This is a genomic window from Nocardia sienata NBRC 100364, assembly GCF_001613205.1.
Classification (GTDB): domain Bacteria; phylum Actinomycetota; class Actinomycetes; order Mycobacteriales; family Mycobacteriaceae; genus Nocardia; species Nocardia sienata.
In genome coordinates this window covers 138,704-164,558 of sequence record NZ_BDBX01000008.1, presented here as the reverse complement: position 1 = coordinate 164,558, position 25,855 = coordinate 138,704, and the positions used below count along the sequence as shown (strand labels likewise).

29 protein-coding genes and 1 pseudogene are annotated in these 25,855 nt (G+C 67.9%); 13 read left to right on the top strand and 17 right to left on the bottom strand.

Annotation, left to right across the window (positions count from 1 at the left end):
* Nucleotide 1 precedes the first annotated feature (1 nt).
* From NS4_RS08315 to NS4_RS08300, 4 genes are all read left to right on the top strand, one after another.
* Nucleotides 2-1,216: a metal-dependent hydrolase family protein gene (locus NS4_RS08315; protein WP_063058910.1), complete on the top strand. Its 1,215-nt coding sequence runs from the start codon at nt 2-4 to the stop codon at nt 1,214-1,216.
* Nucleotides 1,200-1,616 (top strand): nuclear transport factor 2 family protein, encoded by a 417-nt coding sequence (locus NS4_RS08310; protein ID WP_039822991.1) that lies wholly within the window; start codon nt 1,200-1,202, stop codon nt 1,614-1,616. The genes NS4_RS08315 and NS4_RS08310 overlap by 17 nt, the downstream gene beginning before the upstream one ends.
* 71 nt (nt 1,617-1,687) lie before the next feature.
* A complete protein-coding gene (locus NS4_RS08305; RefSeq protein WP_063058909.1) occupies nt 1,688-2,803 on the top strand; it encodes an acyl-CoA dehydrogenase family protein in 1,116 nt (371 codons plus the stop codon).
* Between the two features lie 51 nt (nt 2,804-2,854).
* Entirely contained in the window at nt 2,855-3,682 is an 828-nt protein-coding gene (locus NS4_RS08300; protein ID WP_063058967.1) for an acyl-CoA dehydrogenase family protein, read from the top strand.
* Nucleotides 3,683-3,781: 99 nt separating this feature from the next.
* On the opposite strand, the gene NS4_RS08295 is transcribed toward NS4_RS08300, so the two are convergent.
* From NS4_RS08295 to NS4_RS08280, 4 genes are all read right to left on the bottom strand, one after another.
* Nucleotides 3,782-4,324 carry an MTB12 C-terminal domain-containing protein gene (locus tag NS4_RS08295; protein ID WP_157105940.1) on the bottom strand — a complete coding sequence of 181 codons (543 nt, stop codon included), beginning with the start codon at nt 4,322-4,324 and terminating at the stop codon, nt 3,782-3,784.
* A 395-nt stretch (nt 4,325-4,719) separates the two neighbouring features.
* The gene (locus tag NS4_RS08290) at nt 4,720-5,226 is read right to left on the bottom strand and encodes an MTB12 C-terminal domain-containing protein (RefSeq protein ID WP_063058966.1); all 507 of its coding nucleotides are present in this window, start codon (nt 5,224-5,226) and stop codon (nt 4,720-4,722) included.
* A 195-nt stretch (nt 5,227-5,421) separates the two neighbouring features.
* Nucleotides 5,422-6,210, bottom strand: a complete 789-nt coding sequence (locus tag NS4_RS08285; RefSeq protein ID WP_063058907.1) for an enoyl-CoA hydratase — start codon at nt 6,208-6,210, stop codon at nt 5,422-5,424.
* Between the two features lie 124 nt (nt 6,211-6,334).
* Nucleotides 6,335-7,333 (bottom strand): acyl-CoA dehydrogenase family protein, encoded by a 999-nt coding sequence (locus NS4_RS08280; protein WP_063058906.1) that lies wholly within the window; start codon nt 7,331-7,333, stop codon nt 6,335-6,337.
* 182 nt (nt 7,334-7,515) lie between these two features.
* Between NS4_RS08280 and NS4_RS08275 the strand changes: the two genes are divergently transcribed.
* The 4 genes from NS4_RS08275 to NS4_RS08260 are packed head-to-tail and all read left to right on the top strand — an operon-like array spanning nt 7,516 to nt 10,531.
* Complete coding sequence (locus tag NS4_RS08275) at nt 7,516-8,172, top strand: TetR/AcrR family transcriptional regulator (protein ID WP_063058905.1); 657 nt, start codon at nt 7,516-7,518, stop codon at nt 8,170-8,172.
* Between the two features lie 48 nt (nt 8,173-8,220).
* On the top strand, nt 8,221-9,072 hold the full coding sequence (locus NS4_RS08270) for an acyl-CoA thioesterase (protein ID WP_063058904.1): 852 nt from the start codon (nt 8,221-8,223) through the stop codon (nt 9,070-9,072).
* 35 nt (nt 9,073-9,107) lie between these two features.
* Nucleotides 9,108-10,190, top strand: a complete 1,083-nt coding sequence (locus NS4_RS08265; protein WP_063058903.1) for an NAD(P)H-dependent amine dehydrogenase family protein — start codon at nt 9,108-9,110, stop codon at nt 10,188-10,190.
* Nucleotides 10,187-10,531, top strand: coding sequence for a nuclear transport factor 2 family protein (locus tag NS4_RS08260; protein WP_063058902.1), 345 nt, complete (start codon nt 10,187-10,189; stop codon nt 10,529-10,531). The genes NS4_RS08265 and NS4_RS08260 overlap by 4 nt, the downstream gene beginning before the upstream one ends.
* Before the next feature lie 108 nt (nt 10,532-10,639).
* On the opposite strand, the gene NS4_RS08255 is transcribed toward NS4_RS08260, so the two are convergent.
* From NS4_RS08255 to NS4_RS08245, 3 genes are all read right to left on the bottom strand, one after another.
* A complete protein-coding gene (locus NS4_RS08255) occupies nt 10,640-11,404 on the bottom strand; it encodes a CPBP family intramembrane glutamic endopeptidase (protein ID WP_063058901.1) in 765 nt (254 codons plus the stop codon).
* A 240-nt stretch (nt 11,405-11,644) separates the two neighbouring features.
* Nucleotides 11,645-12,445, bottom strand: coding sequence for a MerR family transcriptional regulator (locus NS4_RS08250; RefSeq protein ID WP_063058900.1), 801 nt, complete (start codon nt 12,443-12,445; stop codon nt 11,645-11,647).
* Complete coding sequence (locus tag NS4_RS08245) at nt 12,429-13,229, bottom strand: alpha/beta fold hydrolase (RefSeq protein ID WP_063058899.1); 801 nt, start codon at nt 13,227-13,229, stop codon at nt 12,429-12,431. The genes NS4_RS08250 and NS4_RS08245 overlap by 17 nt, the downstream gene beginning before the upstream one ends.
* 41 nt (nt 13,230-13,270) lie before the next feature.
* Here NS4_RS08245 and NS4_RS33850 point away from each other — a divergent pair.
* A pseudogene (locus NS4_RS33850) lies at nt 13,271-13,706 on the top strand (Tn3 family transposase); the annotation flags it as partial.
* A gap of 522 nt (nt 13,707-14,228) precedes the next feature.
* On the opposite strand, the gene NS4_RS32080 reads toward NS4_RS33850, so the two are convergent.
* Both NS4_RS32080 and NS4_RS08240 read right to left on the bottom strand, forming a co-directional pair.
* Nucleotides 14,229-14,372: a hypothetical protein gene (locus tag NS4_RS32080; protein WP_157105939.1), complete on the bottom strand. Its 144-nt coding sequence runs from the start codon at nt 14,370-14,372 to the stop codon at nt 14,229-14,231.
* Between the two features lie 22 nt (nt 14,373-14,394).
* Entirely contained in the window at nt 14,395-14,895 is a 501-nt protein-coding gene (locus NS4_RS08240; RefSeq protein WP_063058898.1) for an SRPBCC family protein, read from the bottom strand.
* A 128-nt stretch (nt 14,896-15,023) separates the two neighbouring features.
* Here NS4_RS08240 and NS4_RS08235 point away from each other — a divergent pair, with 128 nt between their 5' ends.
* Nucleotides 15,024-15,764, top strand: a complete 741-nt coding sequence (locus NS4_RS08235) for a TetR/AcrR family transcriptional regulator (protein ID WP_169811739.1) — start codon at nt 15,024-15,026, stop codon at nt 15,762-15,764.
* Nucleotides 15,765-15,864: 100 nt separating this feature from the next.
* Here the strand turns inward: NS4_RS08235 and NS4_RS33845 are convergent, their stop codons facing one another.
* From NS4_RS33845 to NS4_RS08220, 3 genes are all read right to left on the bottom strand, one after another.
* Nucleotides 15,865-16,245 carry a tetratricopeptide repeat protein gene (locus NS4_RS33845; protein WP_369690206.1) on the bottom strand — a complete coding sequence of 127 codons (381 nt, stop codon included), beginning with the start codon at nt 16,243-16,245 and terminating at the stop codon, nt 15,865-15,867.
* 330 nt (nt 16,246-16,575) lie between these two features.
* Nucleotides 16,576-17,505, bottom strand: a complete 930-nt coding sequence (locus NS4_RS08225; RefSeq protein ID WP_063058895.1) for an ArgK/MeaB family GTPase — start codon at nt 17,503-17,505, stop codon at nt 16,576-16,578.
* Nucleotides 17,502-18,650, bottom strand: a complete 1,149-nt coding sequence (locus NS4_RS08220; RefSeq protein ID WP_063058894.1) for a thiolase family protein — start codon at nt 18,648-18,650, stop codon at nt 17,502-17,504. The genes NS4_RS08225 and NS4_RS08220 overlap by 4 nt, the downstream gene beginning before the upstream one ends.
* A 100-nt stretch (nt 18,651-18,750) precedes the next feature.
* Between NS4_RS08220 and NS4_RS08215 the strand changes: the two genes are divergently transcribed.
* From NS4_RS08215 to NS4_RS08205, 3 genes are all read left to right on the top strand, one after another.
* Nucleotides 18,751-19,515 carry an SDR family NAD(P)-dependent oxidoreductase gene (locus tag NS4_RS08215; protein ID WP_063058893.1) on the top strand — a complete coding sequence of 255 codons (765 nt, stop codon included), beginning with the start codon at nt 18,751-18,753 and terminating at the stop codon, nt 19,513-19,515.
* 95 nt (nt 19,516-19,610) lie between these two features.
* Nucleotides 19,611-20,405: an SDR family oxidoreductase gene (locus NS4_RS08210; protein ID WP_245665173.1), complete on the top strand. Its 795-nt coding sequence runs from the start codon at nt 19,611-19,613 to the stop codon at nt 20,403-20,405.
* Nucleotides 20,406-20,425: 20 nt separating this feature from the next.
* On the top strand, nt 20,426-20,809 hold the full coding sequence (locus tag NS4_RS08205) for a hypothetical protein (RefSeq protein ID WP_218020321.1): 384 nt from the start codon (nt 20,426-20,428) through the stop codon (nt 20,807-20,809).
* A 272-nt stretch (nt 20,810-21,081) separates the two neighbouring features.
* On the opposite strand, the gene NS4_RS08200 is transcribed toward NS4_RS08205, so the two are convergent.
* The 5 genes from NS4_RS08200 to NS4_RS08180 are packed head-to-tail and all read right to left on the bottom strand — an operon-like array spanning nt 21,082 to nt 25,818.
* Nucleotides 21,082-21,630 (bottom strand): hypothetical protein, encoded by a 549-nt coding sequence (locus tag NS4_RS08200; protein ID WP_063058891.1) that lies wholly within the window; start codon nt 21,628-21,630, stop codon nt 21,082-21,084.
* Between the two features lie 57 nt (nt 21,631-21,687).
* The gene (locus NS4_RS08195) at nt 21,688-22,455 is read right to left on the bottom strand and encodes an enoyl-CoA hydratase/isomerase family protein (protein WP_063058890.1); all 768 of its coding nucleotides are present in this window, start codon (nt 22,453-22,455) and stop codon (nt 21,688-21,690) included.
* A gap of 1 nt (nt 22,456) precedes the next feature.
* Nucleotides 22,457-23,545 carry an acyl-CoA dehydrogenase family protein gene (locus NS4_RS08190; protein ID WP_063058889.1) on the bottom strand — a complete coding sequence of 363 codons (1,089 nt, stop codon included), beginning with the start codon at nt 23,543-23,545 and terminating at the stop codon, nt 22,457-22,459.
* Nucleotides 23,532-24,437 (bottom strand): acyl-CoA dehydrogenase family protein, encoded by a 906-nt coding sequence (locus tag NS4_RS08185; protein WP_063058964.1) that lies wholly within the window; start codon nt 24,435-24,437, stop codon nt 23,532-23,534. Before NS4_RS08185 ends, NS4_RS08190 begins: the two co-directional genes overlap by 14 nt.
* A complete protein-coding gene (locus tag NS4_RS08180) occupies nt 24,415-25,818 on the bottom strand; it encodes a class I adenylate-forming enzyme family protein (protein ID WP_063058888.1) in 1,404 nt (467 codons plus the stop codon). The genes NS4_RS08185 and NS4_RS08180 overlap by 23 nt, the downstream gene beginning before the upstream one ends.
* Between the last annotated feature and the right edge of the window lie 37 nt (nt 25,819-25,855).

Here is a 25,855-nt window from a genome sequence, read left to right as displayed (position 1 = left end):
GGTGCTGACGCTGCGAGCCGCCGGGCTGCTCGATGTGGACACCGGCGAGATCGTCCGGCCCGGCATACTGCGCGTCGAGGGTGACCGGATCGTCGGGGTCGGGGGCGAACCCGAGGGCGAGATTGTCGAACTGGGCGATCTGGTCCTGCTGCCGGGGTTGATGGATATGGAGGTCAACCTGCTGATGGGCGGACGGGGCGAAACCGGCCTGACCTCCTCGGTGCAGGACGATCCACCGCTGCGCATGTTGCGCGCGGTGGGCAATGCCCGGCGCACGCTGCGTGCCGGGTTCACCACGGTGCGCAATCTCGGTCTCTTCGTCAAAACGGGCGGTTATCTGCTGGACGTGGCGCTCGGCAAGGCCATCGACGCGGGCTGGATCGACGGCCCGCGCATCGTGCCCGCCGGACACGCCATCACCCCGACCGGCGGGCATCTGGACCCGACCATGTTCTCCGCCTTCGCGCCGGATGTGCTGAAGCTGACGCTGGAGGAAGGGATCGCCAACGGTGTGGACGAGGTACGCAAGGCGGTCCGGTACCAGATCAAACACGGCGCCCAGCTGATCAAGGTCTGTGTGTCCGGCGGGGTCATGTCGCTGACGGGCGCGCCCGGCGCCCAGCACTATTCGACCGAGGAACTGCGGGCGATCGTGGACGAGGCGCACCGGCGCGGCCTCCGGGTGGCCGCCCACACCCATGGCGCGGACGCGGTGAAAGAGGCCGTCGGGGCCGGGATCGACTGTATCGAGCACGGGTTCCTGGTGGACGACGAGGCCATCGACCTCATGGTCCGCGAAGGCACCTACCTGGTGCCGACCACCCGGCTCGCCGACGCCATGGATGTATCCAAGGCGGCACCGGAACTCCAGGCGAAGGCCGCCGAAATGTTCCCCAGGGCCCGCACTTCGGTGAAGGCGGCCTTCGATGCCGGAGTGAAGATCGCGGTCGGCACCGACGCGCCGGCCATCCCGCACGGCCGCAACGCCGACGAATTGGTGGCACTGGTCGAGCGCGGGCTGGATCCGCTGTCGGTACTGCGCGCGGCCACGGTCACCGCGGCCGAACTGATCCAGGTCGACGATCGCGGCCGGTTGGCCGAGGGGCTGCTGGCGGATGTGATCGGTGTCCCCGGCGATCCGCTGGCCGATATCACCGTCACCCAGCAGGTGCGGTTCGTGATGAAAGGCGGGAAGGTCTATGGCGGCAACCGATGACCTGATCGAGATCCAGCAACTGCTCGCCCGCTACGCGGTGACCATCACCAAGGGTGATATCGACGGTCTGATCGGCGTGTTCACCCCCGACGGCACCTACAGCGCGTTCGGCGACACCTACACCCTCGACGTGTTCCCCGAACTCGTGGACGCCGCACCCAAGGGCCTGTTCCTCACCGGCACCCCACTGATCGAACTGGACGGCGATACCGGCACCGGCACCCAGCCGCTGTGCTTCGTGGAGCATTCCAGCCACGATATGCGGATCGGCTACTACAGCGATACCTACCTGCGCACCGAGCAGGGGTGGCGGTTGCGGACCCGCGCCATGACCTTCATCCGGCGCAGCGGCATCCACGATTCCGGTATCCCACACGCCTTCGAGCGGCCCACGGTATGAGCGGGTCAGGCCCGGAGGCGGAAGCGGAGCGTAACCACGCAGGGCCCCCGCTCAGACCCCATCGACACAACATGAGCGGGTCAGGCCCGGAGGCGGAAGCGGAAGTCGAGTCGTTCCGGTCCGGCTTGCGCGCCTGGCTGGACGAGCACGACCTCACCCCCGGTCCCGAGCCCGGTTTCGACGCCCAGGTCGCGCAGCTGGCCCGGGTCCGGCGGGCGCTCTACGACGCCGGCTGGATGCGCTACGGATGGCCGGAGACCGTCGGCGGGCTCGGCGGCGAACCGCTGTTGCGGGCGGTGCTCGGTGAGGAGGTCGCCACCCGCGGTCTGGCCGAACCGGGTATCTACTCCATGGTCGAGGTGCTCGCGCCCACCATGATCTCCTACGCCCGGCCCGAACTGGCCGCCGAGATGGTGCCCCGGTTGCTCGACGGCAGCGAACAGTGGTGCCAGGGGTTCTCCGAACCGGGCTCCGGCTCGGATCTGGCCTCCTTGCGCACCCGTGCCGAACAGCGCGGATCGGACTGGGTGGTCAACGGCCAGAAGGTGTGGACCAGCCTGGCGCAGTTCGCCGCCCGCTGTGTTCTGCTCACCCGCACCGGACCGGGCCACGACGGGATCACCGCGTTCTTCGTCGATATGGACACTCCGGGGATCACCGTACGACCGCTGCGCACCATGCACGGCGTGGACGAATTCGCCGAGGTGTACTTCGACGATGTGGTGGTGGGCGCCGAACGGATGCTCGGCCGGCCCGGCGACGGCTGGCGGGTCGCCATGGATCTGCTGCCGTACGAGCGCTCCACCTGCTTCTGGCATCGCATCGCCCACCTGTTCACCCGGCTCGACCGGGTCCTGGATCAGACCGCGGCCGGGGACGACGCCGATCTCGGCGCCGCCTATCTGGCGTTGCACACCGTGCGCTGCCGGTCCCGGGCCACCCAGCGGCGCCTGGCCGGCGGCGCCGCGCTGGGACCCGACACCTCCGTCGACAAGGTGCTGCTGGCGACCGCCGAACAGCAGTTGTTCGATACCGCGCGCGATCTGCTCCCGGGTGTCGTCGAACTCGACGAGACCGAATGGCGCTCGGAATTCCTGTATTCGCGGGCGGCGACCATCTACGGCGGCACCGCCGAGATCCAGCGCAATATCATCGCTCGCCGTCTGCTCGACCTGGGAAAGGAGTGAGCGGTGGACGCCGCCGAACAGCTTCTGCTCACCGATACGCTCCGCAAGACCATGAGCGCGACCACCGCCGCCGGCCTGTATCCGGCGCTGTGCGATCTGGGCTGGCACGACCTGCTCACCGGTCCCGCCGATACCGCCGAGATCGCCGTGCCCCTGGTCTTCCGGCTGCTCGGTGAAACCGGCGCCCACGCTCCGCTGCTCGACGATGTGATCGCGCACGCGGCGGACCGGCCGCTCGGCGCGCGGACACCGCTCCCGTTCGCGGGCGGGGCCTGGGTGCGCTGGGCCGACGAACGACCCGCGGGCGTACCGGAGCTCGTCGATCCCGAACTGCCGTTGGCGCGTACGAACGACACCACCGAGGCAGCCGCGGCACTGCCGGACGCGGCGACGAACGCGGCCCGCCGGGCGCTGGGCTGGTGGCTGGTGGGGTCGGCGCGGGCCATGCTCGAGCTGGCCCGGCGGCACGCGCTCGAACGGCATCAGTTCGGCAGGCCGGTGGCGGGGTTCCAGGCCGTCCGGCATCGTCTGGCCGAATCCCTGGTGGCCGTCGAGGGCGCGGAGGCCGCGCTCGCGGTATCGCCCGGCGATGCCCACCACCCGGCGCATCCGGACCTGCACCGTCCGCGCCCCGAGGAGTCCGAGGCGCTCGCCGCCCTGCTGGCGAAGGCCGCCGCGGGCCGGGCGGCGTTGGTGACGGCCCGGCATTGCCAGCAGGTGCTGGGTGGTATCGGTTTCACCGCGGAGCACGAGTTCCATCGCCACTACAAGCGCGCTCTGGTCCTCGACGGATTGTTCGGCAGCGCCCGGGAACTCACCCAGGAGGCCGGCGCGATGCTCCGCGATCTGGGGTACGCGCCGCGGCTCGCGCATTTGTGAATCGCCGTCTCGCCCTGGTCGGCGCACCAGGGCGGTGGCTCGGTGGCCCGGTTCAACGACGCCCGCACGAGGCGTTCCGGCTACCGGGTCGCCGCGGGTTCAGGCGCAGGCCTGCGATACTCCCCCGGAGATCGCGACCAGGCCGCACATGGTGGAGGCCGCTATCTTCCAGCCGTCCGCCTCGCGGACCGCGTGACCGGTCTGTCCGTCCACCACCGGACTGCCGGAAATACTCAAGGTGAAACGTAAATCGGCTTTTCCGGGTTGTGCCAGTACCACATTGGTGACCTCCACCGTGGTGAGCGCCGTGCGGATATGATTCGCCATTCCCGAGATCTCGGTTTCGAAATCCGCACCGTGCTCCACCAGAGCGATACGGTCCGCGGTCGAGGTGGCCGGGGCGAAGAATGTCGTATAAGCGCCCACGATGGCGGCACTGGCGGCGGCCGGTGATTCGGTGACCGCGACTCCGGTATCGGATCCCGCTGCCGTGGCCGATTTCTCGGCTCCAGGAGTTTCCGCGGCGGGTAACACATAGCAGTTGTCGGGGCCGAAGAACTTACCGCAACCGGTGGCCGCGGTCAGGGCGAGCGCGACCCCGCCCGCGGCAGCAATACGCGCTATCCGGTGTCTTCGTGACATCGATTCGTCTTTCTGCAGAGTGATGAAGCGCAGCTACGGAAAACTTGGTTCGCCGCAGATGCCGCGGCGAGCTTAGCCCGGGACACTCTGGAACAAGGGCGAATTAGAAGCACTTGAACGGATAGAAATCCGGTAAACAGCCGCGCCTCGGTCGCGTACCGCACATCCGATGGCCGTCGGCCCTCGGCACCCGAGGTGACCTCTCTTCGGCCCCCACGATCCGCAGCCGCCGCCCCTCGACCGCGCCCCCGGCACCGCCGTGACCACCGCGGGCCCGGGCCGCGTACGATCCTGCGCAATCGATACGCGGCACCCGGGCCCGGTGGAGAGTCCATCGCGCGGTATCACCGGATGGATGTCGCGACGACGGACCGAAACCTTCCGGTGGGCGACGATCAGCTACACGCCGGATTCGGCTCCCCGCTGCCCTGAACGGCCAGCAGCGAACAGAACGTCATCGCCGCGACCTTCCAGGTGTCACCCTCCTTGATCGCCTGCCCGGACTGGTCCGGCAGCACCGGATTCCCGCCCAGCAGCAGGGTGTAGGTGACCTCCGCGGTCTTGTCGTCGACGAGTTGGACCGCGGCGACGGTCACACTCGTTCCGGAGGCCCGGGGGTCGGCGGCCATACCCTCGAGCATCGGCGCGAACGCGTCCCCCTTCTCGACGAGCCCCGCCCGCGTGGCGGCCGGCGACTTCCCGTCGAAGAAGGTGACGAAAGCGTCGGTGATCTCCTTCTGGACCTCCGGGGAGGCCGCGGCCGGCGCGGCCGAACTCGTGGCGGCCGGGGCCGAGGTGGCGGCGGCATCGTCGGTGGAATCACCGCAGCCGAGGACGGCGGTGGCCGTCAGAGCCATCAGGCCGATGAGCGCGGCGCTACGCCGGGTGCTACTGGAACGCATGGCGGAAACCTTTCCGATGAACACGTCGATTCGTTGTCCATCAGGGAAATTCGGAAACAGGGTTCCGGGCTGTCGTAATGGGTTACGCTACCCGTGTCGAAGAATCCCTGACCGCCGGTTTCCTTTTCGGTGATCGTTTTCCGATACCGGGGGATCGATACCGCGGCGAACGGATCGATCCCCCGAGCGGCAGATCTACTTGATATTCGATTTCATCTGTTCGAGGTCGACCAGAATCGGATAGCCGCTCACACTCAGCGCGTTTCCGTGCCCGGTGGAATGGATATCGAAAACCGATTGCACCGCCGCGTAGAAGCCCTGGACGTCGAGCGTTTGATTCACCGCCCGTTTCGCCTGGCGCAATCCGAACGGCGGCATTTTCGCGATCTGGGCCGCCAGTTCCGCGGTCTTGGCCGGCAGCTCGGCCAGCGGGACCACCGTGTTCACCATGCCGGTCTGCGCGGCCTCCTCGGCGGTCACCGCCCGGCCGGTGAACAGGATCTCCTTGGCCTTGCGCGGTCCGAGTTCCCAGGTGTGCCCGTGGTACTCGACTCCGCCGATCCCCATCATCGCCACCGGATCGGAGAACAGCGCGTTGTCGGCGGCGATGATGAGGTCACACGGCCAGCACAGCATGAGCCCGCCCGCGATACACCGGCCCTGGACTGCCGCGATCGACGGTTTGGGCACATTGCGCCACCGCAGTGTGTATTCCAGGTACCGTCGGCTCTCGGCCTGATAGATCCAGTCGAGGGTGATCTTCTCCGGGGCGGGCCAGCTGTCGTCCTTGAGATCGTGGCCGGCCGAGAAATGCTTACCGGCGGCATTCAGGACGATGACCACGACCTCGTCGTCGGTGGCCGCCCGGGTCCAGGCGGCATCGAGTTCGTCCAGCAGCGCCGAGTTCTGGGCATTGGCGGCCTCGGGCCGGTTCAGGGTTATCGTCGCGATCTTGTCGGCGACCTGGTAGTCGATATACGACAAAGCAGTACTCCTCGGTTCCGGGTGCGCCGGGCCCGGGCCCGGCGCGGGTCTTCCGTTTACTGCGCCGCCCGCGGCCGTCGGATCGCCCGGCCGCCGCGGAGACGCGATCCCATGGTGTCGCCGATCACCGTGCGGCGGCGAGGTATTCCGCGGCGACCACCGCGCGATGCCGCGCCGCCCCGCCGAACAGCAGTTCGCCGGCCTTGGCCCGCTTGATCGCGAATTGCAGATCGTTTTCCCAGGTGAAGCCCATGGCCCCGAACAACTGCACCCCGTGGCGGAATACCGTCGCCTGGCATTCACCCGCCGCCGCTTTGGCCATCGCGGCCGCCAGCTTGCGCCGCGGATCGTCCTCGGCCAGGCACAGCGCCGCGAAATACGCGAGCGCCCTGGCCCGCTCGATGGCCAGATGCATATCGGCCGCCTTGTGCTGGACCGCCTGGAACGCGCCGATGGCGGTATCGAACTGCTGCCGGGTGCGGACATGCTCGAGCACCATGTCCAGGACGCGCTGGCAGGCGCCCACCGTGGTCAGCGCCAGACCGGTCAGCGCGAGCTGGCGGGCGCGTTCGGGATCGGCGGCGGTTCGGTCGCCGTCGGTGACCCTTACCGCGTCGAAGGTGACCTCGGCCAGATGCAGCACCGGATCGAAGGCGGCGGTCCGCCGGGCGGTGACGACATGGGCGGGAACCACGAACACACCGGCTTCGGTGACGACCGCGAGACGATCGCAGCGGTCGCCGTCCAGGACCGGAGCGGCGCTACCGTTCAGCAGCCAGCCGTCACCGTCGCGGGTCGCGGTGACTCCCTCGAACACCGCGGCGCCGGTGCCGTCGGCGGCGGCCGAATCCCCTGCCAGCGGCGCGAACTGGGTCATGGTGGCGAGATAGGGTGTGGGATCGGTCGCCCGGCCCAGGCCCTCGAGCACGATACCGAGTTCTACGGTCGCTTCCGGTTCCACGAGTTCGGTCCAGCCGAGCTCGACGTAGGTCTTCCACAGCCGGCCCGGATCCGCACCGGCGTCCACGATCTCCCGGATCACCGCGGGCGGGCATTCCTTGGCGGTGACTTCGCGGACCGTATCGCGCAGCAGCCGTTGATCGGCGTCGAACTCGAAGAGCATCCGGGCTGCCTCCTGTGACGGGTTGCGTTACGTTCAGGAGAATAGCATTCTCTTGAGATGAAATTAATAGTCTCCTCACTGGTGCGAACACGGGACGTGCCTGCCCAGACATGGGACGTTCTCCGGTACAGTGCACTCATGTTCTCCACAGATGGGATCGATGGGATCGGACGGGCCATCCGGTGACCAGCCCGAGCGAAGAACCGGCCTGGAAGCAGCGCGCCGTCGAGCGCTCGATCCGTACCGCGAAACTACGCGCGGAACAGCGGGTCCAGCGCTTCCTCGATGCCGCCCAGGCGATCATCACCGAGAAGGGCACCACCGATTTCACCGTCCAGGAGGTCGTGGATCGGTCGAAACAGTCCCTGCGCAGCTTCTACCTGCAGTTCGACGGTAAGCACGAACTGCTGCTGGCCCTGTTCGAGGACGCCCTGAGCCGGACCGCCGAACAGATCCGCGCGGCCGCGGCGGGTAAGGACAACGCCCTGGAACGGCTGCAGCTGGCCGTGGAACTCCTCTACGAACTGTGCCGCCCGGATCCGACCGCGCAGCGTCCACTGTTCACCGATTTCGCACCGCAGCTGCTGGTCAGCCACCCGGCCCAGGTCAAGGTCGCGCACACTCCACTGCTGGCGCTGTTCACCGAACTCATGATCGACGCCGACAAGGCGGGGCTGCTGCGCAGCGAGGTCAATCCGCGCCGGATGGCGGCCATGGTGATGCAGACGGTCATGTTCACCGCGCAGTCCAACGGCGGTATCGACGACGAGACCGCGCATCCCATCTCCCCCGAGGAGATCTGGGAATTCTGCGCCCGGGGTTTCGCGCACGCCGACTGAGCGAGAATAACGTTCTCCAAATTTGAGAAACAGGCTTACACTCGCTGTATGCCCGATCTCTGGACCGACCTTCTCGCCTGTATGGATCTCCGCCTGCGGCCGACCGCGCCGCAGACCGGCGACGACGACGCACCTGCCGCCGACCCGCAGGCCACCCTCTCGGTGTTCGAGGGTCCCAATCAACAACTCGAGTACCACCGCTTGTTCGGCGGCCAGCTGCTGGCGCAGTTCCTGCGTGCGGCGGTTTTCGCCTGCCCGGACAAGACCGTCAAATCCGTGCACGTGATCTTCGCGCGCGAGGGTAAGAGCGATGCCCCGGTGTACTACGTGGTCCAACCGCAGCACCGCGGCCGCTCCTTCGCGACCCTCACCATCGTCGCGCGTCAGAAGGGCGATGTGATCGCCACCGCGCTGGTTTCCATGACCGCGATGGAGGACGGGAGGCAGAGCCAGGAGATCGCGGCACCGTCCCCGCTACCGGGGCCCGAGCACCGGATCGAGATCGGGCTCATCCCGTGGGAGACCCGCGCGCTGACCGATCTGAGCGATAAATCGGTGGGCCCGGCCGAATACGACCTGTGGATGCGCACTCCCGAGGTCGGGCCCGAACTCGCCCCCGGGCTGGTGGCCTACGCGACCGACCTGAATGTGATCGGAACGGTGCTGCGCCAGGTCGACGGTTTCGAACACAGCGGCAACGGCACCGAATTCACCTCGGCCACCACCTCGCACACCCTCTGGTTCCACCGGCCGTTCCGCAGCGACGACTGGTTGCTGCTACGCCATCACGGCACGGTCCTCGCCCACGGTCGCGCCTACGGGCGCGGTGACGTGCTCACCACCGACGGCACCCTGGTCGCCTCGTTCGCGCAGGAGGCCCTGCTGCGTTTCCGTCCCTGACCGGCAGGTGCCACATTCCACGGACGGAGCATCCGATGCAACCAGACACTCCGACCTCCGCCGCCGGTCGTGACTCCGGCGGCCCGTACCGGGTCGCCCAATGGGCCACCGGCACCATCGGGCGGCGGGCCCTGCGCGCCGTCGTCGCGCATCCAGATCTCGAACTGGCCGCGTTGTATTCGCGGTCACCGGACAAATACGGGCGCGACGCCGCCGAGCTCTGCGGTCTGGACACACCGACCGGGGTCCGGGCGACCGCCGATATCGAGCAGGTCCTGGCGCGGCGCCCCGACTGCGTGCTGTACATGCCGCAGACCTGCGAGGTCGACGAGGTGTGCGCGATACTGGCCGCGGGCACGAATGTCGTCACCACGGCCGGCCTCTTCCATCACCCGCCCAGTATGGATCCCGGGATCCGGGCCCGGGTGGAGGCGGCCTGCGCCGCGGGCGCCACCTCCATCCACAGCACCGGCAGCAGCCCGGGATTCATCACCGAGGCGGTACCGCTGGCGCTCGCCTCGATCCAGCGGCGGCTCGACTCGCTGACCATCGAGGAATACGCCGACCTCTCCCAGCGGAACTCACCGGGCATCCTGTTCGACGTCATGGGATTCGGTAGTCCCCCGGCCGATTTCGCCACCGCCCGGCTCGACCATCTCCGCGACAGCTTCGGGCCGTCGCTGCGGTTGCTCGCCGACGGGATCGGTCTGCCCCTTGACGAGGTCACCGCGGCGGGCGAGGTCGCTACCGCCGGGCATACGTTCGAGATAGCCGCCGGCACCATCGAGAAGGGCACGGTGGCGGCGCAGCGCATCACGATCGCCGGACGGCGCGACGGACAGCCCGTCGTATCGTTCCGCGCTGTCTGGCATTGCGGCGCCGAGGCCGAAACCGGCTGGGATATCCGCCCCACCGGCTGGCATCTGTCGGTGCGCGGGGACGCTCCGCTCGAGATCGATATGGTGTTCCCCTTCCCGCTCGTGGAGATGGCCGAACACTCCCCCTCCTATACCGCCAACCGTGCGGTCAACGCCGTCGCGCCCGTCTGCGCGGCGCCGCCGGGCATCCGCACGGTCCTGGACCTACCGGCGATCACCGCGAACCTGGAACGGTCATGAACGATTACGAGGCACTGCGCGCGCTGAAAGCCCGCTACTTCCGCATGATGGATACCAAGGACTGGGCCGGGTTCCGCGCACTGTTCTGCGATGACGTCGTGATAGATCTGTCCGAGTCGGGCGGGGAGGTGATCACCGGAGCCGACGAGTTCCTCACCTTCCGCACCGGCCGGATCGGCGACGCGCTGACGATCCATCACGGGCACTCACCCGAGATCGATGTGCTGAGTGAGACCACGGCACAGGGCATCTGGGCGCTGGAGGACCGGCTGTCCTGGCCGGACGGTACGCGCGTGCACGGTTTCGGGCACTACCACGAGTTGTCTGAACCAACTTCCTGATCGGTGCAGGTCGGAGCCATTGCGATTCGCGTCCGGTCGGTAGCTTGCCGGCGTGGCCTCCGGAAGCCCATTCTGAACTGATCTCTTGGATCCACAGCCTCTTCGGCCTCAAACAAGGTGCAGCGCCACAGCGAGAGTGCCGAAAGCTGCCAGGATCGAATCCACGCCGACGTGCATACCGATCGCCAATCGGATGTCCCTCCTCCGCCAGGTGAGCCAGCATCCGGGGAACGTGAAAATTACCCGCGCTACGAACACCGACGGCGACCAGAAGTGATAGAGCGAGAACAAGACTGTGTTGATCACCGGCGCCCATCTATTCAGATGGGCTATGCGGGGCAGAAGAAAACCGCGGAAATATAGTTCCTCGATGAGCGGGAGGGAGATTCCGGTCAACGGCAGAGATATCGCCATCGTGGTCAGCATCACCGAATATGAGTACCCCTGAAGGTATGCGGCGGGGCCGCCTGTGTTCGCGTATGGAAGCCATGTGAGGAAGTTTTCGAAGAAGTTGTTCACCGGTGCCAGCGCGAACCCCACCACCGTCATCCACACGATAAGTGGGAGGACCAGTGCCATAAGCTTGCCGCGTGGAAGTGGTCTATCGGTGTAGTGCAGCACGCCATGTAACGAGAAGCGGCTGTTGTGCCTGCAACCCAGCCACAGCAGACCCAGCAAGATCGGTATAAGCACCAGGCACAGAGCGATTGCCCAGCCCAGGAGGGGCGGATATCCGATCGCTTTGATGAATGGTTCGCCGATGAGTAGGTAGATGGCGACAATCAGGGCACCTGGGGCAAGGTGCAGCACAATCGACAGCGGCACGCAATGGCGGTTACTCAGCAGCCACTCGGCTATTTTTCCCCGTCTCATATAATTGGTCGTAATGATAGGTCCTCTGCATTCTCGTCATGCCGAGATTCGCTCGTTCGATCCAGGTGCACCTGGCTCGTTGTGAAGGCTGTGGGCGGGACTACGAGCCCGTTGATTGGGTTCATGGACCGGTACACTCGATTGGCAGACCCGGTGAGCATGTAGTTTTTGTGCTGACGAAGGACTGAGCCCTAGCAGGATCGCCGCCGGATGGCTAACCGGCGGGGGTGTGCGTCGAGGTTATTCCGGTCGGGGGATGTCGATGCCGGCGGCGGCGAGTTTCGTTTCGACGAGCGACGCCAAGCGGGCTGCGGCGGAGTTCTGTTTTTCGCCGTGGTGGGCGATCAGCCGGTACCGGGTCGCGGTCTCGGTGTGGGCTTGCAGGCCGGTGACGATCCTGAGCTGGGCGGGGTTGGTGAGGTAGTGCTCGGCCATGTCGGTGGCGAGTTCGGCGACACGGGGGTCGTCGGGTTCCCAGCCGATGACTTCGGCGCTTCGCTTGGCCAGTTCGACGAAGCGGGGGTCGTGCAGCGCGTGCTCGATATCGGTGAGGTAGTCGCCGAAGCCTTCGGGGACCAGCGCTTTGGCCAGCACGAAGGATTCTCGGGCAGTCTGCACATCGTGTGGCGTGAAGCCGAGGGTCGGCATTCCCTCCAGCAACGCCACGGCGCGGTCGGGCAACAAGGTGCGGTCACCGGAGGTGAGCCGGTGGAGCATATCTCGCTGCGCGGTCAACTCGGTGATTCGTGCGGTGAGACGTTGTTCGGCATCGGCGAGTGCATCGGCGAACTGCGCGGGGTCGGAGTCGATCAGCGGGCCGATGTCGGCCAGCGGCACCCCGGCGGCGGCCAGTGTCCTGACCTGTACCAACCTCAACAGTCCGGGTGAGCCGTATCGCCGGTAGCCCGAGCTGTCGCGCGCCGGCTCGTCGAGCAGGCCGAGCTTGTGGTAGTGCCGCACCGTTTTGATCGTGATGCCGGCGAACGCGGCCGCCTGGCCGATGGTCACCCCGTCGGTCATCGACTCAGCGGTCCTGTTCATCGGGTACTGTCGCGGTCTCCCGAACGGCGGCGGCGACGGCCCGGAAATCCTTCCGCAGGATCTGGGTGTGGTTGCTCGCCACCTTCGTGCTGACCCGCAGATTCGGATTCCGGCGGAGCACCGGATCGAGAGAGGCGCGCATCTCTTCCATCTCCTGCGCGCCGCCACCGAGGTTCGCACCTGTGGCAAGGATGTAGCGCACCGGACAGGCCAATCGGTCCAGGACCGGTTCGAGCGCGGCGCAGACCTCGTTGATCTCGATGTTGACCTCGGCATGCTGAGCGGCACTCATCGAAGCGGACATGCCGAACGGACGCACGAGCGGCAGGAACAACCGCATCCGGCGCCACACACGCTGAATTGCTTCTCGCCCTTCCTCACCGGTGTATCCCCACGGAACTCCGCCGTCGACAGAGACCACGCCGGCAACCCGGTGCGGGTTGCGGTCGGCCCAGTGCACCGCCAGCGCCGCACCGTAGGACCAGCCGACCAGCAGCGGCCGGTCCACCCCGGTGGCCTCGACAACCGCGTCGAGGTCACGAAGACAGCCCTCGAAGGAATAGTCCGCCGACCGCTTCGACCCGCCGCGAGCCCTCTCGTCATAGGTGACATGCCGCCACTCAGGGCCGAGCTCGGCGATCACCCGCCGCCAAGACCGCTGACTGGCGTAGGAGCCGTTGAGATACACAACAGGACGACCGGGGCCGCGGGTATCGGTAACCGCTAGAGCCGTGTCGTCGACACTCACCATGCCGGTCCATGGTGAGGTCATTGAACGAGTCATGCGGTCAGCCTCCACCATGACCTCGGGTCAAGGTCAAGGTGGAGCTCACCGCCACCGGGCGGCGGAAGGTCTTCGACGAGACCCCGATCGGATTCGTACCGGTGAACGGCTGCTTGGATCAGGCGCGAAGGCCCGGCAGTGCCACCGCCTACCGGCATTACTGGGAGCTGTGTGTTACCCGGATTGTGTGACAGGCTGCGTAGCGGGGACGTGTTTGTGCCGGGCTGACGCCGGTACGCGGACCCGGCCGCCTACCTGCTCACCGGCGAGCAGTGGGAACCGCAGCGTAGTGAGTTCTGTCGTCTGGTCGAGCGCGCGGCCGCCCCCGGTATCGCCCTGGCGGCGGTCGTCGAGGAGCTGCACACCGCGGTCGGTGAACCGGTGACGGTGCTCGCCGAGGACGATGGGCCGATGCGCCTGGACGGCAAGTCCGGGATCTGGTCATCTCTCCCGTTGGCCGCCGAAGATGTGCCTGCTGGCTTTGATCGTGGATTCCGACACCACCTGGTCGCGAATTCTGACACAACCCCCGGGGTGCGAGTGATCGCGAACCTCGACACCACCCGAGGCAATGTGGGTGCCCCGCCCCAGCGGTACCCGGCCGACCTTCCACAGTTGGTCGACGCACCGTCGGCGTCGTCCGGGCCAAGGGGGAGGCACCAACAGGCCGAGCAGACTCGAGCGAGCTGCTCTCGCTAGCAGTGATCGATCCATCGGGACCTCCTTACTCCTGAAGGAGAACAACACCGCCGGCCGGTGTCAACGTAATGATTCAGGGCCGACGGGGACAGCCGGGGACGCACCGAACGTCCCCGGCCCGACTGATGTCCGGTAGCCACCCAATCGGTCACCGCAGAGGCCGTGAGCCACGCCGGAATTGGCGACCACGAAGATCCGGCGATGTCGAGATTCGCGATCAGATGGGTGCTGCGATCGAAGTAGAACGCCGGTGCCTCGCCGAGCCACGCTTCGATCTCGGAGCCCGGACCGAGTGAAGACTCACCGGAGGAGTTGTCGCTGACCCGCGGTATCGCTGTGATGCACGGCCGGTGGGTTCACGGCGCGGAGGAACAGCAACAAGCGCGCGTCGGACAGGACCGCAGCGGTGTAGAGCCCGGCCACCCAGCCCGGCGCGAGGTACATGCGGCGGTTACTGCCGGGACCTCTAAGACTCGAGGTCAAGGCTCGGTGCCGCTCCAGCCTCGACATAGCCTTTGATGCCCGCGAGCCATGAGGCGATGCCTGCGCGGAGGACGGCGTCGTCGATGTGTGGGGCCGCCACCGACGCATCCATCGACTCCTCGCACCGGATGCGGGTCCCGCCGGCGGGCGTAGCGCTGAATTGGTAGACGCAGGAGGCGACCATTCCGGGCGCGCCGTTGGACCAACTGAGGCGGGTGGGCCGTTCGACAAGTGCGAAACGGGAGTTGACGGGCGTCCCGTTGGCGCGCCAGGTGAAGGCTTGCCCGGGCGCGGCCGGCCCCTCTGACGCGGCGTCGGTGACGTCGCCGCGGAAGCTCGGCCAGTTCGTGACGTCGGCCAGCGCGTCGAATACGCGGTCCGGTGGTGCGTCGATATCAATGGTGCCCTGGGCACGCGCGGGCGCGGACTCATCGGTGAGCCCGCGCATGGCCAACTGGTGCGAGTCATGGGCAAATGCGGTCATTGGACTACTCCTCAATCGTCGATACAACGTATCGATACAGCGTATCGGTACGTCACAGAGTATGTGCGAGTATTGGACAGGTCAAGATTCGGAGCAGATCGGCGGTGGAGATGCGTTTCGGACACACTGTGGCGCTGCTGTGGGAGGACGACTCTCGCGCGGTAGGCCGGTCGGGCCTGACTGTTGCGGACTACGTGACTGCCGCGGTTGAGGTCCTCGACGCCGGCGGAGCTACCGGGTTCTCGATGCGGGGCGTGGCAGAGCGCCTCGGCGTCCGGACGATGGCGGCCTACAGCTTCGGCAAGAAGGAAGACCTCTTGGCCCTGGCGGTCGACCGGACATACCGCGAGACCTACTCTGCGCGTCCAGAGCCTGCCACCGCCCATTGGCGCACCGGCCTGACCGAGATCGCACACGCCAATCGTGAGCTCCAACTCACCCATCCCTGGTTGCCCGAGCTCGCGTCTCCGCGGTCACTGATGGGCCCCTGCGAGATGCTCAAGCGGGACCTCGAGCTGCGACCGCTGGAAGCCACCACCCTGAGCGATATCGACAAGGATCGCATCCTGACGCAGCTGTTGATGCACGTGTCGGAGACGACTCGGATCGACAATGCGCTGCGGCAGGAGCGGAGGACGAGCGGGCTGAGCGATGAGCAGTGGATGCGGGTCGTGATGTCCATCGCCGAGAGTGTCGCCGACCCGACGAGGTTCCCGGTCGCCGCTCGCGTCGGCGTCGCCGCACAAGCCGCTCGCGGGGGCGTGCAGGGCGGGCGGGAGGCGTTCGAGTTCGGCCTGGAACGTCTCCTCGACGGATTCGCCGTACTCGTGGACGACACGGGAGCACGGGAGGCGGAATACCGCTCGTGAGCTGCGCACTATCTCTGGAAGACGGCCTTCCTGCTCATCGCTCCAGTAGGGCGAATCCGGCCCCAGCGGCTGCGCACACCGACTACCGGCCCACGGGCGCCTAGAACCGCGGACAGCAGGCCGAATCCCTGGTCCGGAGGCGAGATCGGGGTCCCCGAGCGGGGCCACCGCTGGTCGGATTCGCGCTCCGTGGATAGCCGGGGCACACACCGGCCACGGCACGACGTAACCAGATCTCCGCCTCCTCCGCTTTCCCTTGCTTGTGCAAGAGGCGGGCTACGGCATACAGCGCGTGAGGGTTTCCACCGCTCGCCGACCGCCGGAACCAGGCTTCGGCCTCATCGAGCGCGCCCCTTGCCTCCAGCCTGACCGCGAGGTTGTACATCGCCGTGCCGTGGTCGGCGGCGACAGCGCGGCGATACCATCTCTCGGCCGCGGCGGCCTCCCCTCTCCTCTCCAGCAATATCGCGAGATGGTTCATCGCCTCGGCGACACCCGCCTCGGCCGCCCGGCGGGCACGGGTTTCGAGTTCGGCCGTATCGCCCCGATTTTCCAGTAGCACAGTGAACACCCCCATCGCTGTGGTCGCCGGCGTCGGTTGTCCGGCGAGGTCGCGTGTCGATCATCGACCGGCTGTCGGCTCCGACACAGACCTATGGTGCCGGAGCACTACGACAGATTTCGCCCATCGAGGAAGACCGGTACACCGAGCATCTGGCACATTCGTGGCATCGCCGCCACGGTGCGGACGGCCGACCGCTGGGACCGGCCACCGAACTGTGCGACCTGTCCCCCAGAGCTTCTGCGGAGATCACTCGGTGGCGACGCCGGTGGTGGGCCGGTCCCCTGTATCGACCGGCAGCAGCAGGTGGTCGACGGCGGTATAGGAGTCGTATTCGCCCGCCCCGACCGCGTCGGCGAGGGCGTCGAGCGCGGGATGGACACGTAGTCGACTGTAGGCGTGTGACAGGATCTGGGCCCGGGCCCGGGCGGCCCGCCGCTGCGCGGTATCGGCGCGATGGTGGGCGTCGACGGCGGCGACCAGTTCGGGGATGCCGCTACCGTTCGCCGCGACAGCCGTGAGAATCGGGACAGCGGATTCGGCGCGCAGCTCACGTACCGTCTGCTCGGCCCCGTCCCGGTCGGCCTTGTTCACCACCAGGATGTCGGCCACCTCGAGCAGTCCCGCCTTCGCGGCCTGCACGGCATCCCCGGCACCCGGGGTGAGGACCACGACGGTCGGGTCGGCCACGGCGGCGATTTCGATCTCGGACTGACCCACCCCGACCGATTCGATGACGACCAGGTCGTAGGACAGCGCGGCCAGCAGCCGGATCGCCGCGGGCACCGCCGCCGACAGGCCGCCCAGATGCCCGCGGGTCGCCATCGACCGGATCAGCACCTGCGGATCGTCGATATGGGCGGCCATCCGGATCCGGTCACCGAGCAGCGCCCCGCCGCTGTACGGCGAGGACGGGTCGACGGCCAGCACGGCCACCCGGAGGCCCTGGGCGCGGTAGGTACTCACGACCGCCGCGATGGTGGTCGACTTCCCGGCGCCCGGCGGGCCGGTGAAACCCATCACCCGGATATCCGCCGGTTCCAGCAACCGCAGCACCTCGTCGCGGGCCGGCCCTTCGATCAGGGTGAGCAACCGGCCCGCCGCGCGCACCGATCCGGCACGCGCGGCGGCGATCAGTTCCGCCGGGGACCTGCCCGCGGCGGCACCGTTGCCGGTCACGGCGCGGCGACCTCGAGCACGGTCGCCGAACCCATTCCCCCACCGGCGCACATGGCCACGATCGCCAGACCGCCGCCGCGGCGGCGCAGTTCGTGGACCGTGGTCACGATCATGCGCGCCCCGGTGGCAGCCACCGGATGCCCGAGCGAGCAGCCGCTTCCGTTGACGTTGACCAGGTCCGGGTCCAGGTCCAGCGCACGTACGGCCGCGATCGGGACGGACGCGAACGCCTCGTTGATCTCGAACAGTTTCACGTCGGCGAGCGAGATACCGGCTCTGCGCGCGGCTTTCGTGATCGCCTCGATCGGTGCCAGGCCGGTGTCGGCCGGATCCACCCCCACCGACGCCCAGGACCGGATGGTGGCCAGCGCCGGCAGGCCCAGTTCGTCACTGGCGACGGTGAGCAGCGCGGCCCCGTCGTTGGCGCCCGCCGCATTGCCCGCGGTGATCGAGAACCCCTCGATCTCGGGGTGCAGCACCTTCAGCGAGGCGAGCTTTTCCAGGGTGGTCGTCCGCCGCGGATGTTCGTCGACCGCGAACTGCCCGAACGGCGTATCGATCGGCACCACCTCGGCGTCGAAACGCCCCTCGTCGATGGCCGCGATCGCATTGCGGTGCGAGCGCAGCGCCCAGGCGTCCAGGTCTTCCCGGGCGATGCCGGATTTCACCGCGGTGTTCCAGCCCACGGTGATCGACATGTCCAGGTTCGGCGCGTCCGCCCGATCCGGGTGCGACGGCGAGGTCCACGGTTCGGCCCATTCGTCGGGCCCGACCCGGAACCGCGCCTTCGGTGCGGTGGAATCGGCGTTGACCCCACCGGCCAGCACCAACCGGTCCATTCCGGCCCGGATACCGGCCGCCGCCGTCTGCACCGCCGCCATACCCGCCGCGCAGTGGCGGTTGTGCGCCAGACCGGGCACCCCGGTCAGCCCGGCGGTGATCGCGGCGTGCCGAGCGATCACCCCACCGCCGTAGCGGCCCTCGCCGAGGATCAGATCGTCGATGGGTGCGTCGGTCTCGAGCTGTTTGGTCGTCGCCTCGACCACGTGATGGGCCAGGTCGAAGGCGGTGGTTTCGCGTAGCGTGCCCTTGACGGCGGTCCCGATCGGGGTGCGCAGCGCGGATGCGATCACGGCTTCAGGCATCAGTTCTCTCCAGTTTCCCCCACGTCGACGATCTTGCCGATATACATGAGAATAGTATTCTCTCAATCTGAGAGCGATAATCGCAAGAGAGGGTAGCGTCATGCAGATCGAGGGAAGTTCGGCGATTGTCGTCGGTGGCACGGGCGGACTGGGCGAGGCGACGGTCCGACGGCTGCACGCTGCCGGAGCCAAGGTCGTGGTGGCCGACGTCGCCGACGACAAGGGCAAGGAACTGTCCGACGAGCTCGGTATCCGCTATGTGCACACCGACGCCACCAGCGAGGATTCGGTGCGGGCCGCCGTCGAGGAGGCGCAATCCCTGGGGCCGCTGCGGATTTCGGTCGACACCCACGGCGGGCCGGCCGCCGGCGGCCGGCTGGTGGGCAAGGACGGCACCCCGCTGGCCCTCGACGGGTTCCGTACCACCATCGAGTTCTATCTGATCGCGGTCTTCAACGTCATGCGGCTGTCCGCCGCCGCGATCGCCCGGTCCGAACCCACCGCGGAGGGCTCGCGCGGCGTCATCGTCAATACCGCCTCGGTCGCCGGCTACGAGGGACAGATCGGCCAGCTGCCCTATTCCGCGGCCAAGGGCGGCGTGATCGGGATGACCCTGGTCGCGGCCCGCGATCTGTCCCCGCTCGGTATCCGGGTGGTGACCATCGCCCCGGGCACGTTCAACACCCCCGCCTACGGCAAAGCCGCGGACCAGCTCGAACAGTACTGGTCGCCACAGATCCCCTTCCCGAAACGGATGGGCCGCTCGCCGGAGTACGGGCAGCTCGTGCAGTCGATCGTGGAGAACGACTATCTCAACGGCGAGGTCATCCGCCTCGACGGCGCCCTGCGGTTCCCACCGAAGTGAGCGAGCCGACCGAACCGGGTCGTGCGGCGTCGGAGTCGACCGGCGCGGGACCGTCCGCGTGGTCCGCGCGATCCCCGGCGAAGGACGACCGGGCCGTGGACGCCGGACCGGCGGTGCGCGCCGGTGGCGATACCCTCCGCGACGGGAGACCGCTGACGGGGAAGGTCGCCTTCGTGGCCGGAGCCAGTCGCGGCATCGGCGCCGCGATAGCGGCGACGCTGGCCGCACAGGGCGCGTCGGTCGCGGTGGCGGCCCGCTCCGAGGAGGCAGGCCGGGTGCCCGGCACCATCCACGACGTGGCCGGGCGGATTGCCGCCGCGGGCGGACGGGCACTGCCCGTGCCCTGCGATGTCACGAACGAGGAATCGGTGCGGACGGCACTGGCTACCACTGTCACCGAATTCGGCGGCATCGACATCCTGGTCGCGAATGCCGGGGTGCTATGGCTGGGGCCCGTCGAGAACACCCCGCTGAAACGCTGGCAGCTGTGCCTGGATGTGAACCTCACCGGCGTCTTCCTGGTGACCCGTGAGGCGATCCCGTATATCCGGGCCCGCGGTGGGGGTTCACTCATCGCGGTCACCACCACCGGCGTGAACATGACGGACCGCGGCTCCAACGCCTACTGGGTGTCCAAGGCCGCGGTCGAACGCCTCTACCTGGGCCTGGCCGCCGACCTGCGGCCGGACAATATCGCGGTGAACTGCCTGAGCCCGTCCCGGGTGGTCCTCACCGAGGGCTGGCAGGCCGCGGGTGGCGGTGAGATCCCGGCCGAGATGGTGGAACCGCCGGAGACGATGGGCCGGGCCGCGGCACTGCTCGCCGCTCAGGCCGCGACCGGCATCACCGGGACGGTCCAACGCTCGGAAACCCTGCTCGCCACAGCGTGAACCCCGCGTACTCTCACGCAGTGCACACCCATCGGACTTTCGAAAACCCTCCTGCGCTGGCCCATGAGGTCGTGGTCGAGACGTTGGAGCGAGCTCTGCGTGACCCTGCGGCCGAGTGGGACGCCGCGCGTGTCCTGGTCGGAACCGCGTTGCACGACGATGACATGGAGTTCGTCGAACACTGGTGCACGCAGGTCGGGACGCGGGCGGCGCCGGGGAACCAGTTGCTCGGTCTGGCCGGCCTGTGCCTGGGACACACCGCGCGGCGTTTCGGACGTCTCGGCGATGACGCCGTCGCGCTGGCAAAATCACTGGCCGCGCGCGCCGAGGCCGACCCGTCGGACGTGGACGGCCGGGCCCTCGACGGGTACGACGACGTCCGGTACTTCCTGCACCTGTGGTGAGGCGCCCGCCGGACCTCGGGTCGGGAAGGCGTCTCATCAGGCCACAATGGCCGAGGCAACGAGGTCATGAACGGAGCAGGCCGACGGCGCCGAGCATGTCCACGGCCGACCTCGGGCGCCTCGGAAATACATTCGCAACGACGGTGTCGCGCCGGCGGCCGGTATCGATCTCGACGGTGAAGGAACGCAGGTCGGCTGTCACTGCTCCGGTGTCGTCGAGTGTGCGCCACTTGGTCCTCGGGCCCGGCCGAGTTCTCCCGAGGCCGAAGAAATCAATCGCCGGCCGGCCGGTAGGTGTCGTCGGCAGCGTCGAACACCAAACCGGTGGTATCGATGAAATCGGCCAAGCGGTGCTCCGGCGCCTGGACCGTTACGCCCTTGAACTCGGCATCCACCACCACCCGCAGCCGGTCGATATCCGCCCAGTCGTCCTCGTCGTTCACTTTGACCCGGTCCACCTCGCACCAGCCCAAATGGATCACGAATCGCACTGTCGTTCCGGTCTGACGCAGCGCCTCGATGCGCACGTAGTCGAAACTGCTGTGTTCGCCGTCGAAGAGGTAGGCCTCGATCGGTTCGCCGAACTCTTCGCATTCGGCCTGCGCGCCTTCGAGTTCACGCCACGACGAGACAGCGAACGGGATGCCCTCGATGTGGAACTGCACCCCGGATCCCCCGTCCGGGTAACCGTCGAAGTAGATGCTCCACGTCAGTTCCGGAGCACCGGTCGCGCAGTTCTCCGCCAGAACTCCTTCCCAGGTCGATTCGGTGACCGGCCGGAATTCCGGCCACGGGTGGGCCTCACAAGCTGATGCGTCCATCCGCTCAGCATAGAGACCGTAACACCAACGGCCACTTCGGTATTCGGCTGCCGGAAGCTACTTCTTTCCGGAGTTGAGCCGGGCGATGGTCGCGTGGAAATCGTCGGTCTGGAACGACTGGTACTCGGCGGTGGTGGCGTAGTCCAGGGTGGCCGCCACCGATTTCTCGAGCTGGATGTTCAGCACCCGTTTGGTCGCTTCCACCGCTTGGCGGGGCATTCCCGCGATCCGCTTCGCACAGGCCAGCGCCTCGGCCAGCGGGTCGGCCACCACATGATTGGCCAGGCCCATCTCCCGCGCGCGTTCCGCCGGGATACGCGCGCCGGTGAGCGCGTACTCCTTGGCCAGCAGCAGACTGGTGTGCAGCGGCCAGGTCAGCGGACCGCCGTCGGCCGCCACCAGCCCGACCTGGACGTGCGGGTCGGCAAGATAGGCGGTTTCGGCGATGTAGACGATATCGCTCAGGGAGACCAGGCTGCAGCCGAGACCGACGGCGGGACCGTTGACGGCGGCGACCACCGGAACCCGGCAGCGCGCCATGCCGAGCACGATATCGCGACCGTGCGCGATGGTTTTCTCGCGCAGCACAGTATCGCGGCCCAACTCCGCGAGGTAGGCGAAATCACCGCCCGCCGAGAAGGCTTTACCGGCGCCGGTGAGCACCGCCGCCCGGGCCTCGTGATCCTCGGCCAGGCGCGGCCACAGCCGGGCCAGCCCGGTGTGCAGCGCGTCGTCCACGGCATTGAGCGCGTCCGGGCGGTTGAGGGTGATGATTCGCAGCGGACCGTCGGCGCGGACATCGATTTCCGGTGGCATATCGTACATTTCAGGCTCCCAATCCGAGGATGCGCGCGGCGATGATGTTCTTCTGGATCTGCGATGTCCCGCCCATCACGCTCTGTGCGCGGCTGTAGAGGTAGGAGCCGAACATTTCCTGGTCGCCGGTGCCCGCCACGGCGAGCGCGGCATGCCCGACCGACTGGTCGACCCAGGTCATGAGCAATTTGTCGAGCGACCCCTGCGGCCCGTGGGTCACCCCGTCCAGTTGTTCGGACAGCCGCCGGCGGACGTGCAATCGCAGCATCTCCGCCTGGACGGCGGCCCAGGCGAGTTCGTCGGGGACCGCGCCGTCGGTGCGCGCGGCCAGCTGGCGCACCAGCTTCCCGTAGCGCGCGGCATAGCCGAGGGTGGACGGTTCGCGTTCGTGCCCGACCACGGTCATGGCCAGTTTCCAGCCCTCACCGGGCGCGCCCACCATCTGGTCCGCGGGCACCCGGGCGCCGTCGAAGAGCACCTGCCCGAATTCGGTGGTCACCCCGCTCATCATCTCCAGCGGCCGCTGCTCCACTCCGGGCTGTTTCATGGAGAGCACGAACGCCGAGATCCCTTTGTGCCGTGGCGCGGCGGGATCGGTGCGGGCCAGCAGTAGGCACCAGTCGGCCACATCGGAGTAGCTGGTCCAGATCTTGTGCCCGTGGATGACGTAGTCGTCGCCGTCGCGGGTGGCCGTGGTGGTGAGGGAGGCCAGATCCGATCCGGCGCCCGGCTCACTGAAGCCCTGACACCAGCGCTGACTTCCGTCGATCATGCCGGGCAGGAACCGGCGGCACAGTTCCGGGCTCGCATGACGGCCGAGTCCCTGGATCAGATAGCCGAGACTCGGCCGCGGCGGCGCCCCGGCGATCGCCAGTTCCTCGTCCAGGATCACGTCGTAGACCGGCGGCAGTTCCTGTCCGCCGTACTCCTTGGGCCAGGACAGTCCGAAGAACCCGGCCCGGTACAGCTCGGAATGCCATTCACCCTGCCGGGCCCAGTACTCGTCGCCGGAGGTCGGGTAGGTGCCCGCCACTCCCGCGAGCCAGTCGCGCAGGCGTTCCCGGAACGCCGCCTCCTCCGGGGAATCACGAAAGTCCAAGACCGGCCTCCTCCAGGCGTACGGGGAACAGTTCGGTGGATACCAGTGCCCGCCGCAGATACACGTGGGCCAGGCATTCCCAGGTGTTGCCGATCCCGCCGTGCACCTGGATCGCGGTTTCGCAGACGGTCCGGGCGGCGCGGGCGGCGTAGATCTTGGCAATCCGCGCCGCCCGCAGCGCCTGTTCCGGTTCGAGTTCGTCGACTGCCCAGGCGGCATGCCAGAGCACACTGATCGATCCCTCGATCAGGGCCTCGCTCTCCGCCAGCAGATGCCCGATCGCCTGGTAGGAGCCGATGGTGTTCCCGTACTGGCTACGAACTTTCGCGTACTCCACCGCGAGCCGCTGGGCGCCGCGCGCGGCACCGACCAGATCGGCGCAGGTGGTGGTGAGGGCCAGGGCCAGCCAGCGATCCCGGTGACCCGCGGAAATATCCGCCCGGGGTTCCCAGGGGCCCGCGGCCGCACCGGCGGCCCGGGTGAGATCCGCGCCGGCGACCTCGTCGCCGACCGGCCCGGCGAATACACCGCTGCCCTCCAACTTCAGCACCCGGTCGCAGCCGGAGGCGTCGATCGCGACGCCCCGGTGCGCCACCGTCCACCGCGCGGTGTCACCGTCGAGCCGACCCGGTAGATCATCGGCGAGGACCGGACCCAGGAACGGGACGTCGACCAGTCCGCGCGCGAACTCCTCGGCCACGATCGCCACCTCCACCCCGGAGGCGCCGTCGGAGCGCAGTTCCCGGAAACCGGTGCCCGCGACCGCGTCTTCCAACCGGGTGCGGCGGCGGGCATCCGCCAGGTCCAGCACCGAACCCGGACCGAGTTCGTCGGCCAGTTTCGCGGCCGCGTCGCGCAGTTGCCGCTGTTCACTCGTCAGCCGGACGTCCATAACGCTCCTTCAGCACTCGCCGCAGCACCTTGCCGGACGGCAGGCGGGGGATCTCGTCCACGAACAGCACCTGCCGCAACCGCTTGTATCCGGCCAGCCGTTCCTGCACGGTCGTCATCAGTTCCTCGGCTGTCACCGGCGCCGAGGTCGCCACAGCCGCCACGATCGCTTCGCCGTTCGCCCCGTCGGGCACCCCGAACACCGCGCAGTCGGTGACCGCGTCGTGGCCGTGCAGCACGGTTTCGATCTCGGCCGGCGCCACCTGGAAACCGCGGACCTTGATCATTTCCTTGGAGCGGTCGGTGAGTCGCAACCAGCCGTCCGCGTCCAGATTCCCGACATCGCCGGTGCGATACCAGCCGTCGTCGAACGCCCCCGCGGTGGCCGAATCGGGCAGGTAGCCCGCCATCACCGATTCGGCGCGCAACTGGATCTCGCCGTCCTCCCCCGGCGCGACGGGTCGTCCGTCTTCCAGCGACACCACCCGCACGCTCACCCCGGGCACGGCCTTGCCGACGGAATCGAGTCGCGGGGAGTCGATCGGGTTGCAGGCGATCACCGGGAGTTCGCTCGCCCCGTAGGCGGGCAGCCAGGTGACGCCGGTGCGCCGGGTGACGGTTTCGGCGACACTCGCCGTCACCGGGGTCGCGCCCCACATGATGTAGCGCAGCGAGGACAGGTCGTAGGACTCCAGTCCGGGGTGCTGCGCCATCGCCAGCGCGATCGGCGCGACCGCCATCTCGATGGTGATCTTGTCCGACTCGATGTGCCGCAGCACCCGTTCCAGTTCGAACCGCCGGTGCAACCGCACCCAGGCGCCGCATTCCAGCGCGGTGACGATATTGAGGATGCCGAGGATATGCGAGGGCGGTGTGGCCACCTGGATCCGATCGCCCGAGCCCAGTCGCAGCGCGTCACGCCAGTGCCGCACCGCCGCCGCGAACGACGCGTGGGTGTGGCGGACGGCTTTCGGCATACCGGTGGTGCCGGAACTGAACACGAGTACCGCGTCGCTGCCGGGCTCGGGCTCGGCGAACGTGCGGGTAGGGAGTGGCGAGGGCTCGTCCAGGGAGATCATGTCCGTCAGCTCGGCCAGCACCGGATGATCGCCGAGCGCGTGCTGCGCACCGGTGATCTCGAGCGCGTGCGCGACCTCGGCGCGTTTCCAGGCCGGACTGAGCAGCACGACCGCGGCCCCCAGCCGCCAGACCGCCAGCACCGCGGTCACGAATTCCGGGCGGTTCGACGACATCAACGCCACTCGCTGCCCGGATCCGACCCCGCGCCGGGCGAGCGACTCGGCCAGACCGTCGGCCGCCGTATCCAGTTCGGCGCGGGTGTACTCGCGGTCCTCGAAGGCGAGCACTGTGGGACCCGTCATCTGCGTCCCCCGATCCGGTAGCACTTCATGGCAATTC

What these genes read in the sequence shown, in the direction of transcription:
- NS4_RS08310 (WP_039822991.1), top strand. Translation starts at nt 1,200, where the DNA reads ATGGCGGCAACCGATGACCTGATCGAGATCCAGCAACTGCTCGCCCGC.
- NS4_RS08305 (WP_063058909.1), top strand. Translation starts at nt 1,688, where the DNA reads ATGAGCGGGTCAGGCCCGGAGGCGGAAGCGGAAGTCGAGTCGTTCCGG.
- NS4_RS08300 (WP_063058967.1), top strand. Translation starts at nt 2,855, where the DNA reads ATGAGCGCGACCACCGCCGCCGGCCTGTATCCGGCGCTGTGCGATCTG.
- NS4_RS08295 (WP_157105940.1), bottom strand. Translation starts at nt 4,324, where the DNA reads ATGTCACGAAGACACCGGATAGCGCGTATTGCTGCCGCGGGCGGGGTC.
- NS4_RS08290 (WP_063058966.1), bottom strand. Translation starts at nt 5,226, where the DNA reads ATGCGTTCCAGTAGCACCCGGCGTAGCGCCGCGCTCATCGGCCTGATG.
- NS4_RS08280 (WP_063058906.1), bottom strand. Translation starts at nt 7,333, where the DNA reads ATGCTCTTCGAGTTCGACGCCGATCAACGGCTGCTGCGCGATACGGTC.
- NS4_RS08270 (WP_063058904.1), top strand. Translation starts at nt 8,221, where the DNA reads ATGCCCGATCTCTGGACCGACCTTCTCGCCTGTATGGATCTCCGCCTG.
- NS4_RS08265 (WP_063058903.1), top strand. Translation starts at nt 9,108, where the DNA reads ATGCAACCAGACACTCCGACCTCCGCCGCCGGTCGTGACTCCGGCGGC.
- NS4_RS08260 (WP_063058902.1), top strand. Translation starts at nt 10,187, where the DNA reads ATGAACGATTACGAGGCACTGCGCGCGCTGAAAGCCCGCTACTTCCGC.
- NS4_RS08255 (WP_063058901.1), bottom strand. Translation starts at nt 11,404, where the DNA reads ATGAGACGGGGAAAAATAGCCGAGTGGCTGCTGAGTAACCGCCATTGC.
- NS4_RS08250 (WP_063058900.1), bottom strand. Translation starts at nt 12,445, where the DNA reads ATGAACAGGACCGCTGAGTCGATGACCGACGGGGTGACCATCGGCCAG.
- NS4_RS08245 (WP_063058899.1), bottom strand. Translation starts at nt 13,229, where the DNA reads ATGACTCGTTCAATGACCTCACCATGGACCGGCATGGTGAGTGTCGAC.
- NS4_RS32080 (WP_157105939.1), bottom strand. Translation starts at nt 14,372, where the DNA reads ATGTACCTCGCGCCGGGCTGGGTGGCCGGGCTCTACACCGCTGCGGTC.
- NS4_RS08240 (WP_063058898.1), bottom strand. Translation starts at nt 14,895, where the DNA reads ATGACCGCATTTGCCCATGACTCGCACCAGTTGGCCATGCGCGGGCTC.
- NS4_RS33845 (WP_369690206.1), bottom strand. Translation starts at nt 16,245, where the DNA reads ATGAACCATCTCGCGATATTGCTGGAGAGGAGAGGGGAGGCCGCCGCG.
- NS4_RS08220 (WP_063058894.1), bottom strand. Translation starts at nt 18,650, where the DNA reads ATGCCTGAAGCCGTGATCGCATCCGCGCTGCGCACCCCGATCGGGACC.
- NS4_RS08215 (WP_063058893.1), top strand. Translation starts at nt 18,751, where the DNA reads ATGCAGATCGAGGGAAGTTCGGCGATTGTCGTCGGTGGCACGGGCGGA.
- NS4_RS08200 (WP_063058891.1), bottom strand. Translation starts at nt 21,630, where the DNA reads ATGGACGCATCAGCTTGTGAGGCCCACCCGTGGCCGGAATTCCGGCCG.
- NS4_RS08195 (WP_063058890.1), bottom strand. Translation starts at nt 22,455, where the DNA reads ATGTACGATATGCCACCGGAAATCGATGTCCGCGCCGACGGTCCGCTG.
- NS4_RS08185 (WP_063058964.1), bottom strand. Translation starts at nt 24,437, where the DNA reads ATGGACGTCCGGCTGACGAGTGAACAGCGGCAACTGCGCGACGCGGCC.
- NS4_RS08180 (WP_063058888.1), bottom strand. Translation starts at nt 25,818, where the DNA reads ATGACGGGTCCCACAGTGCTCGCCTTCGAGGACCGCGAGTACACCCGC.